This is a genomic window from Lysobacter sp. GQ73 (genome assembly GCF_059758755.1).
On the sequence record NZ_JCAXEE010000002.1, the window covers coordinates 624,700 to 640,760 of the forward strand.

At 61.8% G+C, this 16,061-nt stretch carries 19 protein-coding genes; 3 read left to right on the forward strand and 16 right to left on the reverse strand.

Annotated elements, in window-relative coordinates; translation table 11 throughout:
• Positions 1-46: 46 nt before the first annotated feature.
• Positions 47-289, reverse strand: coding sequence for a hypothetical protein (locus AC6CH2_RS07460; RefSeq protein ID WP_498268672.1), 243 nt, complete (start codon positions 287-289; stop codon positions 47-49).
• 24 nt (positions 290-313) lie between these two features.
• On the reverse strand, positions 314-694 hold the full coding sequence (locus AC6CH2_RS07465) for a hypothetical protein (protein WP_498268673.1): 381 nt from the start codon (positions 692-694) through the stop codon (positions 314-316).
• Between the two features lie 285 nt (positions 695-979).
• On the opposite strand from AC6CH2_RS07465, the gene AC6CH2_RS07470 reads away from it, so the two are divergent.
• Positions 980-1,237 carry a helix-turn-helix domain-containing protein gene (locus tag AC6CH2_RS07470; RefSeq protein WP_498268674.1) on the forward strand — a complete coding sequence of 86 codons (258 nt, stop codon included), beginning with the start codon at positions 980-982 and terminating at the stop codon, positions 1,235-1,237.
• A gap of 628 nt (positions 1,238-1,865) precedes the next feature.
• Here AC6CH2_RS07470 and AC6CH2_RS07475 read toward each other — a convergent pair.
• On the reverse strand, positions 1,866-2,333 hold the full coding sequence (locus AC6CH2_RS07475; protein ID WP_498268675.1) for a hypothetical protein: 468 nt from the start codon (positions 2,331-2,333) through the stop codon (positions 1,866-1,868).
• A gap of 501 nt (positions 2,334-2,834) precedes the next feature.
• Between AC6CH2_RS07475 and AC6CH2_RS07480 the strand changes: the two genes are divergently transcribed.
• The gene (locus AC6CH2_RS07480; RefSeq protein ID WP_498268676.1) at positions 2,835-3,419 is read left to right on the forward strand and encodes a GNAT family N-acetyltransferase; all 585 of its coding nucleotides are present in this window, start codon (positions 2,835-2,837) and stop codon (positions 3,417-3,419) included.
• Between the two features lie 627 nt (positions 3,420-4,046).
• Here AC6CH2_RS07480 and AC6CH2_RS07485 read toward each other — a convergent pair.
• From AC6CH2_RS07485 to AC6CH2_RS07495, 3 genes are all read right to left on the reverse strand, one after another.
• Positions 4,047-4,364, reverse strand: a complete 318-nt coding sequence (locus AC6CH2_RS07485; RefSeq protein ID WP_498268677.1) for a DNA-directed RNA polymerase subunit beta family protein — start codon at positions 4,362-4,364, stop codon at positions 4,047-4,049.
• Between the two features lie 292 nt (positions 4,365-4,656).
• Positions 4,657-7,965: a tape measure protein gene (locus AC6CH2_RS07490; RefSeq protein WP_498268678.1), complete on the reverse strand. Its 3,309-nt coding sequence runs from the start codon at positions 7,963-7,965 to the stop codon at positions 4,657-4,659.
• Positions 7,966-8,349: 384 nt separating this feature from the next.
• Complete coding sequence (locus AC6CH2_RS07495; RefSeq protein WP_498268679.1) at positions 8,350-10,143, reverse strand: sensor domain-containing diguanylate cyclase; 1,794 nt, start codon at positions 10,141-10,143, stop codon at positions 8,350-8,352.
• A gap of 202 nt (positions 10,144-10,345) precedes the next feature.
• Between AC6CH2_RS07495 and AC6CH2_RS07500 the strand changes: the two genes are divergently transcribed.
• Complete coding sequence (locus AC6CH2_RS07500) at positions 10,346-10,810, forward strand: hypothetical protein (RefSeq protein ID WP_498268680.1); 465 nt, start codon at positions 10,346-10,348, stop codon at positions 10,808-10,810.
• Positions 10,811-10,992: 182 nt separating this feature from the next.
• Here the strand turns inward: AC6CH2_RS07500 and AC6CH2_RS07505 are convergent, their stop codons facing one another.
• From AC6CH2_RS07505 to AC6CH2_RS07550, 10 genes are all read right to left on the reverse strand, one after another.
• Positions 10,993-11,292 carry a hypothetical protein gene (locus AC6CH2_RS07505; protein WP_498268681.1) on the reverse strand — a complete coding sequence of 100 codons (300 nt, stop codon included), beginning with the start codon at positions 11,290-11,292 and terminating at the stop codon, positions 10,993-10,995.
• Complete coding sequence (locus tag AC6CH2_RS07510) at positions 11,289-11,765, reverse strand: glycoside hydrolase family 24 protein (RefSeq protein ID WP_498268682.1); 477 nt, start codon at positions 11,763-11,765, stop codon at positions 11,289-11,291. The genes AC6CH2_RS07505 and AC6CH2_RS07510 overlap by 4 nt, the downstream gene beginning before the upstream one ends.
• Entirely contained in the window at positions 11,746-11,967 is a 222-nt protein-coding gene (locus AC6CH2_RS07515; protein WP_498268683.1) for a DUF7940 domain-containing protein, read from the reverse strand. Before AC6CH2_RS07515 ends, AC6CH2_RS07510 begins: the two co-directional genes overlap by 20 nt.
• Before the next feature lie 196 nt (positions 11,968-12,163).
• Positions 12,164-12,583: a DUF6631 family protein gene (locus AC6CH2_RS07520; protein ID WP_498268684.1), complete on the reverse strand. Its 420-nt coding sequence runs from the start codon at positions 12,581-12,583 to the stop codon at positions 12,164-12,166.
• Positions 12,583-13,341 carry a phage tail tube protein gene (locus AC6CH2_RS07525; RefSeq protein WP_498268685.1) on the reverse strand — a complete coding sequence of 253 codons (759 nt, stop codon included), beginning with the start codon at positions 13,339-13,341 and terminating at the stop codon, positions 12,583-12,585. Before AC6CH2_RS07525 ends, AC6CH2_RS07520 begins: the two co-directional genes overlap by 1 nt.
• A gap of 52 nt (positions 13,342-13,393) precedes the next feature.
• Positions 13,394-13,942, reverse strand: coding sequence for a hypothetical protein (locus AC6CH2_RS07530; protein ID WP_498268686.1), 549 nt, complete (start codon positions 13,940-13,942; stop codon positions 13,394-13,396).
• On the reverse strand, positions 13,942-14,370 hold the full coding sequence (locus AC6CH2_RS07535) for a hypothetical protein (protein ID WP_498268687.1): 429 nt from the start codon (positions 14,368-14,370) through the stop codon (positions 13,942-13,944). Before AC6CH2_RS07535 ends, AC6CH2_RS07530 begins: the two co-directional genes overlap by 1 nt.
• A complete protein-coding gene (locus AC6CH2_RS07540) occupies positions 14,363-14,653 on the reverse strand; it encodes a hypothetical protein (protein WP_498268688.1) in 291 nt (96 codons plus the stop codon). The genes AC6CH2_RS07535 and AC6CH2_RS07540 overlap by 8 nt, the downstream gene beginning before the upstream one ends.
• A 4-nt stretch (positions 14,654-14,657) precedes the next feature.
• Positions 14,658-15,665, reverse strand: a complete 1,008-nt coding sequence (locus tag AC6CH2_RS07545; protein WP_498268689.1) for a major capsid protein — start codon at positions 15,663-15,665, stop codon at positions 14,658-14,660.
• Between the two features lie 3 nt (positions 15,666-15,668).
• Positions 15,669-16,061, reverse strand: a complete 393-nt coding sequence (locus tag AC6CH2_RS07550; RefSeq protein WP_498268690.1) for a head decoration protein — start codon at positions 16,059-16,061, stop codon at positions 15,669-15,671.

Here is a 16,061-nt window from a genome sequence, read left to right on the forward strand (position 1 = left end):
TGGGCACTGGACAAAGCCTTCGCGCTAGCAGGACTAGACGATCACGTTAGGCTTGATGTGGGCGGGCCCCGCAGCGGATAGGCGTCTCGTGGGTCAGGAAGAATGCATCCTGATAGGCACGACGGAACCTCAGCGCGCGAATCGCCTGCGCCCGCGTCAAGCCATTGGCCATGAAATGAGCGGCCAACTCCGCGTCGCTGGAGCGATCATCGTTTGCCAAATAGTCCTCAACAAATGCCAGGACAGGCCAGGGCAACGCGGCCAACTCGAGATCGGGTTCCAACGGCATAGTTACCTCGTACTGGCCACGACTTCACGCAGAGGGTGCGTTCTGTAGGTTCACGCGGGGAGCAAGCCAATAGCACTGCTTGATCGCTTCCAGGATCAGGGCCAGTACCAAATGGATGCCGGAGGAAATCAGTCCAAGCTTGCGTCGCTCGAGCCCCTCAACACCACTCGCGGCTTGTCGTAGCGCCTCATGCAAGGCCGCGCACTGCTCGCTGTCCTGCGGGTATGCGCTGAAATCGTACGCGCCCGGCGCAACACGATCGATTTCCCGCAGCAAGGTTCCTTGCTGGATTGCTCGATAGACCTCCAGGAACGACAGGTTGCCCCGGAGTTCGATCTCCACTGCGGCGTTGAGCTGGATACCGACAAAGGTCAAGGTGGACAATTGGGGCAGTGGCGCAGTCATGTGGAAACCTCCTGAATCGATGTGTCATGCGCCAAGTGGACGCGCACTTAGACCGCCCGCCCGAAGCTCGGCCATGATCAGACTAGATGTGTAAAGGATATCAATAGATGTTTTGCACATCAAGATAGATGCTGCAAAAATGACAAGCCCCCTAGCGAGGGTGCCGGATCGCATGCAATTGGCGATGATTTGCCGCCCTGCCCCCCCACCGATGACCACGATGACTGCCTGCCCCACCGTTTCTGCCGCCTCACATCCGATCGTCTTGCCTGCGGAGTCGCTACATTGATTACGGCGAGCCAACTTCGTGCTGCCCGCGCTTTGGCAGGCATGGACCAAAAGACGCTTGCCGAGAAGGCAGGCGTATCGCTGCCCACTATTCAACGTATGGAAGCGAGTCCGGGCAATGTTCGCGGTGTGGTCGACACCCTGACCAAGATCATCAACGCCCTGGACGCCGCAGGCGTTGAGTTGATCGGTGAAAATACCCCTAGCTATGGCTCTGGCCGCGGGGTGAGACTCAAGTCCCCTTCGCCAGAGTAGGGATAGCGCAGCGGGGAAACGCCCCAGGCCCCTAACGGACCGCGCACCGCCATCGTCGCGGGCTTGCTGATTTCCTTAATGGGTGGCCGCCGGGTACAGATCGGCGGCCCAACCGCAGCATTCCTTCCCGTGGTCTTCGCCGTGATTCTAAATTCGGCTACAGACACCTGGCTCTGTGCACACTGCTGGCCGACTGAGGCCAACCGCGGCGGGCCTGACTCGGTGTTCTGACCGCTCTGCTGAGCGCGATACTTGTCCGTACGGCCCTTCCGCTCCCAGCGGGGATCATCACTTACCGTTCAAGCGCAAGGCATAGCCACGTCCCTGAATACTCCCTACAGCTCGTGACCCGGCCGCCCCTCTTCGATCGCACTCACACGATCTTCGAACAGCTGCACATATGCCCTCACCTTGTCCCGGTAGGCCTCCTCATCCCGAATGCCGAGCGGAACGATGTCGAGACGTTGACGAATATCCTGCAGTTCGCAAAACAAAACCATACACATCCGTCGAATTCGTCGAGCTCCAATCCAGACGTCATAACGTTACCTCGTTTAGCCTGATGCAGATCGCAATGAGCCTTGATCGTTCGAGCGTCGAAATTCCTAGACGAGTTCGAACGCTACCACTAGCCTGATCGGACGGAACGCCGTAATCGACTCTTTCCCCATCCACGCGGGAACGGATCGTTTGCGAACTTGGCCTTCGCGGCATCAAATACCGAATCGGCATCACCTCCTGACTGGAAATGACGAAGCGCCGAGGCGGCGACCACTTTCGCCAGCTCCAACGGTAGAGGTTCCGTACCGCTAGGCCAGAAGTCCAGTTTGAGATCCCGCAATAGAATCGAACCTGGCAGTCGGTCACGCGCAACCTTAAGCGCATCGCGGTACTCGGCTTGGATCGAATTCGGTTGCGAAGTACTGATGGCGAGCCTGAAGTCACGCTGCGAAGCGAGCCGGGCTTCGTGATCGAACGTCGTCAAGCACGCTTCAAGAGGAGTGCCGTGAAACTTCGTCATTGCGACCCGATTCGAGTCGATACCCGTCACCGCGATTGCAACGCGCATCGGCGTGCGGGATAGCAGAGCCGCCACGGAGGTTTCCTCTGCCAAGGCCGTCCGCTGAAAAGGGGCCGCAAGTTGTGGCGCGCAATCGCGAAGCCAAGACGCGCGTTCTGGCAACGGGACGCCGGGCATCGTCTTTCCCCGCTCTACCAGCATAGTCCGCAAGCTGTGGCCGATTCCGATCCAGGCTTGTGGCACCGTAGGCCAACACACCACAACCACGCTCACCGACTCGCCAGCGCTACTGTCGCCCTGTGCGGACGCGATAAAGATGATGCGATCCGGTTCCACGGGCGCACTGTGTCGGGCGCCACGCGCTCCAGTCGTTACGCGAGCACGTCGAGAAGATGTCATTACAGGAGCTTCCGGCGCAAAGTCCAGCGAACGGGCTATTTAGATGGAAATAGCATATCAATAGATGTACTATACATCAACATGAAGGCTTAAAGCCTGACGCTGACTCAGCGCAGAGCCAGGTTTCAGACCTCCTGGGATGCGAGGCTGCGCCCATCTGCCGGGGAACTCGTTGGGGTGAATTCCAATCCGTGCATCCCCTCCAAGCGGCTCGCATTGCGTCCGCTCAGCTACCGAGATGCAGACGAGGCGTTCCAATGCCTGACGCGGACGCTCACCCGCTTCCTTGAGTGGGAATCACCCACGTCACGTCGCATCTTCACGGCCCTATGGCGCAAATGGTTGATCTCGAACACCCAGGGTGCCGATTGGACATTTACCATTCGCAGCGCCGAGGATAAGCGCTTCTTGGGAATGGCCGGTTTGTACGCCGCAACTACGCCGACCCCTGAGCTGGGACTGTGGATACGTGAAGATGCTCAAAGGCACGGCTACGGAAGCGAGGCCGCTAGGTGCCTTCATGCATGGGCATCCCAGCGACTGCGCCCCCAGCATTTCATCTGCGCAGTCGCCAGTGAAAATCACGCCAGCAGACGGGTGGTGACACAGTTGGGCGGGCGCCTACGGTTTGTCCAATCAATGCCGAACTACCTACAGTTGGTGTACTGCGTTCCTGTTGCGGAAGGGGATACAGACACGCCATATGCACTGCAGTGCGATATCGATGTTGACAACGTCTCAGCAATATCAAGTTGCACCTAGCGGCTCGCCCCATCCCCCCAACAATTAAAAAGCACGCCCGGCGGGGGAGCCGGGCGCGCATAGCGGTAGAGAACAGGGGGGATCAAACCCGCCGGACGCAGTATCGGGATCGACCGTCGCAGTTGGTGCGACCGCTAGCCCAAGTCCTGACGAACGGTCGGTGCATTAGCCCGGATTGTGGACAAGATGACTTGCTTGCCGGCTTGCGTACTCATGACATTGACGATCTCGCGCGGGGCCAAATAACGTGCCCGGCCAGAGCCGGGCACGTTGATGGCAATGAAGCTGCTAACCCATCCCGGGTTTGCTGCGTCATGACGGTCGTTCATCAGGGTCGCACGCTGCTCCTCAAGTCGGCTTTGCGACTTGCGGCGGACTAGAAAGGTGATGTCGTGTAGTACGCCTGGAAGTCCTGCGGCCCCCAGCTATCGCGCGCGCAGTCATACTGCTGAAGTCTCACCCATTGTAAGGGCTGCTGGCATCAATGCATTTGCCACTGTTGAGGTTGATCCATTTGGCGGTTGTTACTAGATCCTTGTTCTCAGCTGCGCGCATCCACATCTGACTTCTATCGCCAGGAACGCACGGGCTAAAGGAGAGCGTCGCCGCGTTGAGCAGGGAGTTGTTCTAAACGCTCAAACACGACCCAGACAGTGAGGTGCCAGAGTGGAGTCGATAGGTTTCCCAAGGACCTCCACCAAATCGCCCTACCCATTCAAAGGTAATAATTTGGTTGGTGGGCGTGGTGTAGGGCCGATTTCCGCCACATGACCATAGCTGTGCGCGCACTGCGTTAGGGTCTTGAGGGATATCCAAACTCCTATCGATGCATTTGTCGGCGGCTTTGTTCACGATGGCCATGACCGGATCGGCAGCCTGAGCGGCGGGCGGAACCACCAGGAAAGCGACAAGCAGGGTCGCGGCCAGAACATTCATTTTCTTCATGAAATACGTCCTGTTTTTCACTAGGGGAAGTGCGGCCACCGCAGAATGGCAGCCACCCCTCATCATGAATCTCCATGCTTAGCGGAACAACCCTGTAGCGCCGCATCAGGGACATTCTTGAAATATATGAATCCGCTACATCCTCCGACCTGATGCGCATCAGGTCCCAAAGACTAGAGACGAACAAAAGCACGCCCCGGATGAGGCCGGGGCGTGCAGGGCGGATAGTGCCGGGGGGGAACGATCCGCCGACCGGGATACTGACGACTCGCGTTCGCGCACGTTGGGACGATCAACCCAGGTCCTCGCGGACGGTGGGGGCATTGGCCCGAATCGTGGACAAGATCACTTGCCGTCCGGCCTGGGTGCTCATCACGTTGACGATTTCCCGCGGGTCCAGATACAGGACGTTGGTGATTTGCGAGTTGCGACGCTCGCCTTCGGATGATGCCGCCGAGCGACCGGTGATTGGGCCACGCGTTGGTGCGGGTGTGCGGGGAGCCGGGGTAACGAACCCGCCGGACGCGTAGCCACGCAACCCGTCCAGCGCTGCCATACCGACACGGTTGAAGCGTTCCAGAAATGATCGCGCGCCCGGCTGCCGCACGACCTCGCGCCGATGAACGAACTCGCCGCGGTGGACCACGCCGGCAGGTGCGTATTTGGGGCCGATGCCGGTAAACCCGCCGGCCGCGAAAAACCCGCTGGCGCTCTTGGTCGCATTTGCGGCGATCATCGTCGTCGCAGCGACCTGCATGGCCGCAGCGGCCTTCAGCACAACACCACCGGCCACGCCCAGCGCCAGCGAGGCACCAGTGATCGGCGTGGCATAGGCGGCACCCGCCGCGGCTGCCTGGACCGGATCCGGCTGGGCGATATCGGGCGTCTTACCGCCGCCCGCGATTCTGCCAATGACCGACATCAGCTTAGCGGTCGCCATCGCCGCGAGCTGCTGCGCCGCCAGTTGCGCCAACGAGCGCGCCATATCCTGCACCAAGCCGGTCAAGGCTTGACGCAGCGTGAGCGTGCCCGTCGCCAGGCCTTCCAGTGCGTTCGTCAAACCGCTCTCGAACCCATTGGTCAACGTAACGACCAGTTCGTTCGATTGGACTTTGAGCGCAGCGACCTGCGCGGCGAGATCCTTGACCCGGTCTATCGATTCCGGCGCGCTGGTCTTGGCGGCCAGCGCGTCCATTGCTGGAAGCAACTGTTCGATTTCTGCCGCGGTACGCGCGTGCAGGTCGACCAGTTCCCGCCGCGCGCCGATCTCGGTCAGCAATCCCGCTTGTTGACGCGCTTGAATCGACTGTTCCTGACGAGACTGTTCCCCGAAGATCCGATCCACTTGGCTTTGGAGATCTTCGAGTTCGGCCTTGGCTACATCCGTATCGATGCGCAGCTTGATCTTCAGTTCGTCAGCGCTGTTTCCTTTCGCACGCAGATCCGCCAGGGCCTGCTTGTACTCTTCATTGAGTTCAGTGCGTCGCGCGGCGCCCCCTTGCCCGCGGTTGCGCAGGAGGGCGACTTCAGCATCCTGGACCGTACGCGCGAGCGTGTCGTCGCTCTTTTGTTCCTTTGCCTTTAGCTTCGCCTGCTCGGCCGCGTCCCGCTTGCGTTGCGCATCGAGCGCCTTCTGCTGCCGTGCCGCCTCGCGCTCGCCGCGAGTCCTGGCTTTGCCCGCATCGACGACCGACTGAGCCGCTTGTCGTTCGCGAATCTGCTCGTCAATGGCCGCGCGTGTGTCCTGGGGCAGCTGCGCCGCATCCCTAAGCCCCACCGCTTTGACGGCCTGGTACTCCAGTGCGGCCCGCAGGCCCTTCTCACGTTCGATGCGCTCGATCTTGAGCTTTTCGTTCTGCTCACCCAGCGCCTTGGTGAACTCAGTCGTCTGCTGGGTGACTTGCTGCCGGGTACGGCCGCCTTTGGCTTGCGCGCTGCGAAGATCGGCGAGCGATTGTCGGACGCCCTCGAACTCCTGCTTAGTGCGAGCGAACTGCGACCGAACGCGTTTGATCTCCTGGTCGAGATCCTCGCCGAACAGAAGACGACCGGCGCTTTGGCCTTCATTGATATGAAAACCGCCACCGCCACGGCGCAAGCCTTCCAGGTCATCGAGCTCCTTGCGCAGTTGCTCGCGCTGCGCGATTAGGCGCTTACCCGCGTCGACGCCGCTGTCGATGTCCTGCTGCTCGCGGAAGCGCTGCGCCGCCTTGATGGTGCCCTCGAACTCGACACGGGCCGCTTTCGCGTTCTGGCTGGCCGTCGCGAAGGCGCTGGCGAGCAGTGTCATACCGGTAATTGCCAGGCCCAGCGGCCCGCCCATCAAGGTCAGCACCGACGATAGCCCCCGGACGGCCAGGGCCTTGGCGCCCACGGCCCCGGTGGCGGCAGTGGTCGCCGCTGCGGTACGAGCCTGCGCCGCGGCCAAAGCCGCCTCAGCGGCGGTGGCCCGCGTCGTGCCGGCGCCGGCAGTGGCCAGCGCTTGGGCGCGGGCCAGCTCGGCCTGGGCCGCGGTCTCTGCCGCGCGCGCCTGGGACAACTCTTCCAGTGCGAGCTGCCGGGCCTCGCGCATGGCCTTGATCTTGGCCGTGCCGGCCTGGGTCAAGTTCGCGATCAAGCGGCCCAACGCAGCCACCACGACGAAGCCTGCGATATTGGCCAGGCCCTCGAAGTTCTGAGACAACCCTTGGATCGACTGCGCCACGGCCGTTGAGGTGCCGACCGCCTGATCGCGCTGCCCGATGAACCGCGTAAAGGCGTTATCGAGTTGGATTATGCTTCGCTCGATGGTCAACGGCAGCTGCGAGAACTCGGCCGCGATCTTCTGCGCCTGCTCACCGGAGAAGGCTATGCGCAATTGTTCGCTGGTGAGCTTGCCTGCCTCCGCGAGCTTACGCAGTTGCCCGACCGATACGCCCATGCTGTCGGCCAACGCCTTCATCAGGCGCGGCGCCGCATCATTGACCGAGTTGAACTCGTCGCCGCGCAGGGTGCCGGAGGCGAATGCCTGGCTGAGCTGCAGGATCGTCGATGCGGTCTCGGCGCCCGTGGCACCCGAGACAGCTAAGGCCTTGTTTATCGTCTCGGTCAACCCGAGCACTTCGCGCTGCGAAGTCCCCTGTTCCTTCAGCGCGGCATTCAGACGACCGAACAACGAAGCCGTCGAATCGAGCGCTGTCGAGGTTCGCTGTGCGATCGCAAAGACCGCTTCTTCGGCTTGGTTGAAGCCGGCCTGCGAGGTGGTGGCGAGTTTGATCTTCGCCGTCAAATTGGCATAGCTGTCCGCGGCGCGGACCAAGCCGCCGACCGCTTCGCCCGCTTGCTGCAAGCCGATGAAGGCGACGAGCTGCGTTCTCGCCTGGCTCAGTTGTCGGGCGATCGCTTCGACGCTGATCCGGGAGTGGTCGAATCCGTCCTTCGCCCGACGTCCGGCACGCTCGGCATCGGCGCCAAAGACGCGCGCGCGGGTGCCGGCTTGCTCCAGAGCTTGATTGAGTTGTGCGGCGTTCGCCTTGATCAGCAGCGTGATCGTGGTATCGCGGTTAGCTATCAAGAGTTCGCGCGCAGGAAAGCGCTCCGGTCGCGTGAGCGACCAGAGCACGAAAGGCAGGGAACGAATGGACGCGCTTGGCGTCAGGAAGTGCTGCCGCCTTGAGCAGGCCTCAGCGGAACAGCGAAACGACTACGTTCTAACAGTAAGGCGGATTCAGCCTTACGAGCCTACCTTGGTGTCGGCTGCCGCAGCGGACTCAACGAGAATGCGCTGTGCTTGAGCACCCGCCGCTTTCGCACTCGCATCGACCAGGTTGGGCGGCGTGGGTACTTCGCAGCCGGCGCAAAGCAACAGGCCGAATGAAAGGAGTACCGCAGCGATTCTGTGAAGTTTCATGGCAAAGCCCCTATGGATTGGCGGATAAGTGCGGCCATATGTCTTTGGCCGCTCCCCAATCTAGCCCGCGTCGACCCGGGCTCTGGAGCCGTTGCGTTAGAGATTGATGCCTTTCACAGATTCCGGCGGTAATCCCCGAGCCGCAGAGGGCTCAGAGTAAGTGTCCACCACGGCACTATGGGCAGTGACTCGACTTCGCCCATTCATCTTGCTTTGGTAGAGCGCGGCATCTGCCCGATTCAGCAAATCAGTCAGGGTATCGTCTGGTCGCATATCCGCGACGCCCATGCTGAGCGTGATGGGCACCTGGAGTCCGTGCAGCGACATGGGATTCTGGGTCACCGCCAAGCGCAAATTCTCGGCAACCTCGACGGCTGCGAGCTGGTCTTGACCATACAGAACCACCAGCATCTCGTCCCCACCGTAGCGCGCTATGAGGTGTTCCGCACGGAGCCAACTTCGCGCCCGCATCGCCACGATGCGGATGGCGTCATCTCCGACCGAGTGACCGTAACGGTCATTGATCTCCTTGAATCGATCGATATCGATGAAGATCACGGCCAGTGGCTGCCGATGGCGAACCGAACGCTCCATCTGGTCCAACAGCATAACTTCAACTGCGTCGCGCGTGATCACGCCCGTCAGCTTATCGAACGTCCATCGTTGCTGTGCGGCGTCGCGATCCTTTCGCAGCTGACGAAGGCGGTCGGTCAATCCGAGGAACAGGCCGAAGCCGCTAAAGGCGAGACCCGCAGGTAAGGACGACTCGATCCAATCGGTCATCGGCCACCACGCCTGGTAGCCGCCCACGACCGCGACAAGGATAGCCATCACCGGCGCCCAGGCGATCAGCAAATACAATGCTTCGCGTTGGTTTCGCCGCAGCGCTCGGAGTCCCGCAATGGCGACGATACTGAAAGCCGCGAGCATTACGGTGTTTCCGAAGTACGCGCTAATCGGCCAGACCTGAATCAGCGAAATCAGTAGCAGTCCGCCGAGCAAGGCGCTGCAGATATTCAACGCGCGTGCAATTCGCGGCTGATGCTGGTGCAAGCCAAGGAAAAAGGCGATGAATCGGATTCCCGTCAGCACGGCGGCCGTGCTGATGACGATGCTGGCCCTTCGGTCCGCTGCCATCTCAGCCAGCCAAGGCCACTGCCCGATTTCCCCACCGTCAATCATCAGCTTGATCAGCTGAGCGGCCAGCGTCAGGCCTAGGTAGGCATACCCGCGCTCGCTCAGCGCTATGAAGTAGCCGAAGGCGAGGACAGAGATTAACGCCAGGGCGACCAACACGGATGTCCGGTAGCGGACATGGGCAAGCTCCGATTCGTAGACCTCGGCCAACGGAACGATCGATAGAACGGACGGCGTCCGGGTCGCTGAGGTTACCCTGAGGTACAGAACGTCCCCGGACTGGAGACTGGGATCTAAGCCAAAAACATGAAAGCGCGTGGACCGAGCTCCCCGGCTATTGGAATCGTGCGAGGCCCGCCGCAACGGCACCGAGGCACCCGGTTGCCAAAGCTCGATCGTCTTGCGGCTCGGGTGGGTAAACACCAACTGGGGCAACTCGGTATCTGCGACCGAACGCCGCAAGGTCACCCGCCACCATTGTGGAGCTCCCGTCGGGTTGACCAGTTCGGTCGTGCCGACCGAGCGAAAATCGTCGTCGCGCGCACCGGCAATGACCTGCTCCGGAGGCAAGGCGCTGGACGCATACAGGTGCTCCAAGCGGAAGTCTGCCGCCCAACCACCGGTCGCGAACGTCCATAGCGCAACCAGCGCTAGCACCCGACCTATTTGCCTTCGGAATCCTTCCATCCACAGCCCTCCAGGCCTAACCCAGAATACCGAGAGCGCCGGCAGGCGGACGGTGAGGCGGGTCACGGTTCCTCGCTGAGAATCCCCCCCTTTTAAACCACAGCAATCGACTCAAAGCTACCAGCGATCCCCAGAGTCGGGCTCACTGAAATGTGCTTTGCGCTCGGCTCAAATGTGCCACGGGTGAAGTATCACGTCTTATCAGGCTGGCCCAGGTTCCGATATGCTCTTTTCGACCCAAATCGGATAACAAGGACGATCAAACACAATGAGCGTGAGTGCGGACGGGACTTCCTTCGACAGAGCCGAGCGACGCCTGATTAATGCGTTTCTTTTCTTAAGTTTGCTTGCCTTCGTTGTGTGCCTGCCACTGCCAGCATTCACGATGACAGGGAATGGCTACACCTACAGCAATCCATCCTACGAAAAGCTGATCTCCGGCTGGCTCGGACCAGTCATTGGTGTTTGGGAGTGGTACGCCAACCCAACGCTGCTTTTCTCATGGTTTCTGCTGCGCAAGAAGTATTTCGCGTTCGGTGCGATTTCAGCGACAGCTTCACTTCTCGTCGCGATCGCTTTCCTGTTTCGGCACACCATGATCATTAACGAGGCCGGTCATTCGGGCACGATCGTGTCCAAAGACATCGGCTACTGGCTTTGGATTGTGAGCATCGTCATCGCGCTGTTCGGCAACGCAACCTGCCTTATACGCGCGCGAATGACGCGGGCTTGATCCGCCACTCCCAAGTGTCGTCTCACTCCAGTTTTGCCCCGACCTTTATGCGTGGCTTCCAACCGCACAACCGGTGACCGGTCTCGTTGTTAGCCAGAATCTGCCGCGCGGTTGCATCGGTCAGCACATCTTGCTCGGCGACATAGATCGGACGCGTCCATTCACACCCTGAGGTGCTGGCCTCAATCACGCGACCATTCGTCGCGCAGCCGGCTGGCGGCAGAATCAGTAACAGCATCGCCCACCGGCGCGATTTCGGCGGAAGGTAATTGCAGGACAAGGGTATCGACCTCGGATCGGGTTTCGGAATGTGTGACGACGCGTTCGGCGCTGGCTGCCCGCTGCTCACTGGCGGTGATCAGTTCCCGAGCCGAGTGACGAGCGCGTTGTGCACCTCGCCATCGTCCCCATCCAAAAGCCGCCAGCACCGCGGTGCCGGCAGCAAGTAGGGCGATACCCCACGCTTGAAGGCGCGCGATCATGCCAGGTGTCCGCCGGACCGCTGGTAGACGATCAGCAGCGATTCCAGGGGCAACTCGCGCTGGCCATAGCCGGCATCGGGCAACGAGGCCCAGGTCTTGCGCGACTTGCGCACGGCCGAGCTGATCCAGCCCTTCTTGATGTCGGGGAGCGAGCCGTTTTCACGCAGCAGTTCGATGGCCGCGCGGTCCTGCGATGCCGGACCGAAGTCCGGCAACTTCAATCGGCTACGCAGGCTGTTCCAGGTGCGCCACAAGAATTGGTAGCGGCCGGCAGCCGTCGAGTGAATGCGGTACTTCGGCAGCCACACCAGCTGGCGCGGGTGCTCGGCATAGCTGGTGAAACGACCTCCCCCGACTATCACGTCATAGCCACCATGCTCGCTGAAGCGTTCGACGCCTTCGGCGTGGGCGATCATGTCGAGGAACGCGACGACATTGATGCCGCCGGCCGCCTCAACCGAGAGGCGTGCCATCGGGACCTCGCTGCTGGAACAGGCGGCCAATCAGGCCGGTGATGAGAAGGAAGGCGGTCACGCTGGCCGTCACCCACAGCGGCACATGTGCACGCAGGTCATCGGGCAACGAAAGCCAGGTCGCCTGGACGGCCAACGCCAGCGACATCGCCTGCACGCTCAGGAAGCGCCAGGCACAGCGCCAGTTATCAATCAGTTTCATGGGTTCTCTCGAAGTTGTTTCAGAAAGCGGGCCACATCGCGCCCGCCGTTAAAGCCGGCATTCGTGTCTTCGATGCGATCAGCGCGCGCGTTTCGCTCCCGCTCGGTGGCGGCGCGATAGAAGAGGGACAACTGGCGCGCGGTGGCGCGTTCGACCCACGACCAGTCGTGGCCGTGATCGATCAGGGTGGCGAGAACTAGGGGCCAGTCGCTGCCGGGGTCGCGCGTCGCAGCTCCAGCGCCGCGATCACGCGCTGCAGAAAAAAATCCGCGTTGACCGCCCAGAACGTCAGAAGCAGCAAGTCGCCTTGCGCGGCGCTGAGCGAATGCACGAACTCGACGGATTGATCGCTAACCTGGGCCAGCAGTGCGACCGTGGCATCAGGATGCTGCGCGCAGATTCGATGCAGGCGGCCCAGGTCGACGTTGCCGTCGTCGGTTTGGTCGACTAGGTCGGCGACGAGCGCGGTAATCTCGCTGTGCAGCCGCAAGCTCTCGAAGAACCCCATCTCGCGCACGGTCACGGTGCGATCGCCGAGCGGCAGTACGCGGTTGGGCTGCAGAACGATCAGGTCGTCGGCCGGCGGCGACTTGGGGCGTTTGATTTTGCGCGCCATTACGCCCTCACCATCTCGATCCGACCGAAGCCGCCCAGGTTCGGGTCGAGCGCACGGGTTTCATCGAACAGCGCAGCGCCGGATAGCTGCAGGCTGCCCCATTCCTCCGAGATCAGGTCGAGCTGCTCGATGGGGTTGAACGCGACGCGGTACAGCGTCACCTTCGCCCGGCGGCCGTTGACCGTGTTGATGCCGTCCAGGAACAGCATCCGCTCCGGCGGCGGGGTGTTGAACAGGGCGATATTGACCGTCTCGCCGTGCTGGTAGGTGGCCTTGAACGGCTGCGTGTGGCCATCGACTTTGCGCAGCCCAATCAGGCCCGACGACGCCGATTCGGTCCACCAGTTCGCCGGTGGAACCGTGACCGGCGGCGTGGCACTGTCGGTCAACGACAGCTCGCTGATCCACCCGCGGTCCAGCACGACTACGTCGTTGGCCTTCAGTCCGGGCGGCAGGAGCTCGTTGCTGATCGCTCCTGCTGGCAAGGTCGCAGGAATGGAGTACAGGCCCTCGGCAAGGTTTTCCGGGGTGGCCTCGTCCAGGGTCAGGTTGACGTTGGCGGTCTTGCTCTGGACCAGGCGGCCGTACAGCATTCGGTTGCCGCTGAAGGACTCGGTCTTGTCCGAGTTCTGGACCTCCAACGCGAGCTGCAATTGGGGGGCGTTGCCGACCCACCGCACCGGGCCGGGCTTGCCGTTGGTGTGGCGTTGGGCAAGGAAGACCTTGCCCTGAAAGGAAAACAGGTCCTGCGCGGCCATCGGTCGCGTTGCTCCTCTATAGGGGGGTCGGGGCGGCCAGACGGCCGCCGGTTCAGCGCCGCAGCGAGCGCAGCAGCAGCCGGTCGATCTCGGCGGTGATCACGTCCAGGCCGGCTTGGCCCATGCGCTCGGGCCGGTCGCCTTTGCGCAGCATCTGGGCCAGCGACGGCCCGTACAGGCGACGGATCGGAGTGCGTGGCACGCGCTTCGGGCCCGAGATCGGGGTGCGTTCGAAGGCGATCTCGGCACCGCCGTGGCGGCGATGGAAGCCGGAACGCTTGAAGCTGCGCCGGCCGCGGACCGCGGTGTAATCCAGACCGCGGTCATCGGCGCTGCGTTTGGAGGCGAAGTTCCGCAGGCCGACGCCGCGCGCGACGCCGACCAGTTCCACCCCACTCGCGGTCATTCGTACGCTCAGACCCGTGCGGATACGCGCGGCCGTAAGGGCGTACTCGGTCTGGACATCGCGACGGGCAATCACCGGCCAACGGCGGCGCAGCGTGCCCAACGCACGCCGCTGGGCCAGGGCGACCTTGGCCGGAATGCCGCTGATCCGCTTGGCGGCGTCGAGCGCACCGTCCGCATCGATCGACAGGTCCATCAGCGGCGGTAGCGAATCGTCAGGGCCACTTGGACGGCGACCACCGGCAGCCCTTCCGGCCGATCGAGGAACACGATGTCCTCGACCTGCACCGGCAGGGCGTTCGGCAGCGGAATCCAATCCTCCAAGGCGTCTTCAATGTCCGCCGCGATCGCATGACATTGGGCGTGGGCATCGATCAGCGAAGCCGGGATCGAGGCCTCGGCGAGGGCTTGCAGGAGGCGGTGGCGACCGTGCGGCTTGTTGCTATCGCGCTGGATGCCCAGCGACGCCAGGGTCAGCCCGACCGCCGCGTCCTCAGGATGCTGCGCCGGCTCCAAGACGACGGCCGAGCCAATGTTGGTGCGGTAGCTATCCGCGGTCCGAATCTGGGCCAGGCGCTCGGCAACGCGTTGCAACAGCGTCCAAGTGGGGGCAAGGCTAGCCATGCAAGACGGCCTCGTTCACCAGGCCGTCGTCCTTCACCAGCGCTTCGACGGGCTGGGTTCGCCCGTCGAGGGTGACCTCGTCGCCGCGTCGGAACGTCCACTCGCGATTGCGGGCAATAACGTGACGCGCGCGGCCGACCACCTGCTGGAACTCGCCCAAACGCTCGACGCCGTCGCGCACGACAAGGAGGGTTCGTTCCGAGGGGTTAGGACGGCGCTGAACCTGCGCGACGACGGCGATCGTGTCGAAGACTACGTCGTCCATCGTGGAGAAGGCGTTCACTGGCTTACGCCTTCAGCTTGGGAAGCAGCGCCGGGCGATGACACATCGGCAGCGGATTGGACTGCGTATGTAGGTCCGTGCCGCGGTCGAACTTGCGAGGTGCCTGCTTGCTGTAAAGAAGCTGACCGAGCGTATTGACGCTCTCGTTGAAATCTGCGGGCGAAACGTAGGTTGCAAATGTGTCTAAAGTACCCAGGGGAAACGCATGTCCTTCGCCCTCGGAGATAAAGCGTCGCGAATTCCCTTCTGCATCACTGGCTTCACCAGTGTACTCCTCGAATCGAACTCCGGCAAAACGGAAATCCGACCGCATATCATCACGAAGAGCCGCGCCTTCTTGCCACAAATGATAGGCCTCCTTGACCTTATCGTGCCCCGATAGCGCATCGAAGAATTCGGGGGAGACGAGAACATGAATGCCGCTCATGCGCTCGCCCTTGAGCGCCTTACTCATATAGCGCTTGAGATCAATGCACTTCTGACGTACGTCGGTATCTTTGTTAGACAGCTGGAAGTCAAAGATCTTGGGCGCAATGCCGAAGATACTGAATAGATTCGCCAGTTCGGTGCCATCGGCATCAAGAATCACGCCTTTAAGGGCGCCCATGCGTAAGTGTTCCAACGTAATGGCATGTTTGTTACGCATGGCTTGCAGATGATCAGCCATGACGCCAGCGACCGTTTCCAGCTCAGACTCAGTGCTGAAGGACCGCACACCGACCACTTCCTCTGGCAGAACGACGTCATCGTGTGGGATGTGGGGCACATTGAATGCGCGGAGCGAGCGCTTTCCACGTTTTCCCACCGTACCCGGCGAACCGACCGGCTGTGTGGGCAGCAGCGACAACACGCCGTTGCGTTCCTCGACCGTGACCTGGCGCGTGCGCACCGGCTTGACCGGGAACAGGTTCAGTTCGTCCAGACGGCCGTACTGATTCGGTAGGATATTGATCGCGGTGGTCAGTGCGCTCATCGAGAACGCGGGGTTGTGGAACGGGTTATTCATCGACATGGATCAGACTCCGCGGCGCAGAAGGATGCCGATGCCACGCAGCTGCGCGATGGCTGCGGCGCGCTGTTCAGGGGTGGATCGAATCGGCCAAACCAGGGCGTGGTCGGCGACCGTCGCGTGTCGGGCGACGATCAGTCCGTCCGGACTCGGGTCGGTCGTGGTCGTGATCGGCACGATGGCGACGCCGGCAGCGACCTCTCGGCCATCGGTGGCCGCGGGATCGAGCGCAGCAATCTCGCCGGTCGCGGTCAGGCGCCCGACGACATGACCGAGCTTCAGCACTTGCTCGGCGGCGACGGTGACTTGGTCGCGCGAGTACAGGTTGTCGGCCTCGAACTTGAGCAAGTCGCCCAGGTTCTGGCCCTCATGGACCGGCGGGTAGGTGGTCAGTCGCAT

Bases quoted from the DNA above. Each gene is read 5' to 3' on its own strand.
- AC6CH2_RS07460 (WP_498268672.1), bottom strand. From the start codon at position 289: ATGCCGTTGGAACCCGATCTCGAGTTGGCCGCGTTGCCCTGGCCTGTC.
- AC6CH2_RS07465 (WP_498268673.1), bottom strand. From the start codon at position 694: ATGACTGCGCCACTGCCCCAATTGTCCACCTTGACCTTTGTCGGTATC.
- AC6CH2_RS07485 (WP_498268677.1), bottom strand. From the start codon at position 4,364: ATGAAGAAAATGAATGTTCTGGCCGCGACCCTGCTTGTCGCTTTCCTG.
- AC6CH2_RS07500 (WP_498268680.1), top strand. From the start codon at position 10,346: ATGAGCGTGAGTGCGGACGGGACTTCCTTCGACAGAGCCGAGCGACGC.
- AC6CH2_RS07505 (WP_498268681.1), bottom strand. From the start codon at position 11,292: ATGATCGCGCGCCTTCAAGCGTGGGGTATCGCCCTACTTGCTGCCGGC.
- AC6CH2_RS07510 (WP_498268682.1), bottom strand. From the start codon at position 11,765: ATGGCACGCCTCTCGGTTGAGGCGGCCGGCGGCATCAATGTCGTCGCG.
- AC6CH2_RS07515 (WP_498268683.1), bottom strand. From the start codon at position 11,967: ATGAAACTGATTGATAACTGGCGCTGTGCCTGGCGCTTCCTGAGCGTG.
- AC6CH2_RS07520 (WP_498268684.1), bottom strand. From the start codon at position 12,583: ATGGCGCGCAAAATCAAACGCCCCAAGTCGCCGCCGGCCGACGACCTG.
- AC6CH2_RS07525 (WP_498268685.1), bottom strand. From the start codon at position 13,341: ATGGCCGCGCAGGACCTGTTTTCCTTTCAGGGCAAGGTCTTCCTTGCC.
- AC6CH2_RS07530 (WP_498268686.1), bottom strand. From the start codon at position 13,942: ATGGACCTGTCGATCGATGCGGACGGTGCGCTCGACGCCGCCAAGCGG.
- AC6CH2_RS07535 (WP_498268687.1), bottom strand. From the start codon at position 14,370: ATGGCTAGCCTTGCCCCCACTTGGACGCTGTTGCAACGCGTTGCCGAG.
- AC6CH2_RS07545 (WP_498268689.1), bottom strand. From the start codon at position 15,665: ATGTCGATGAATAACCCGTTCCACAACCCCGCGTTCTCGATGAGCGCA.
- AC6CH2_RS07550 (WP_498268690.1), bottom strand. From the start codon at position 16,061: ATGCGACTGACCACCTACCCGCCGGTCCATGAGGGCCAGAACCTGGGC.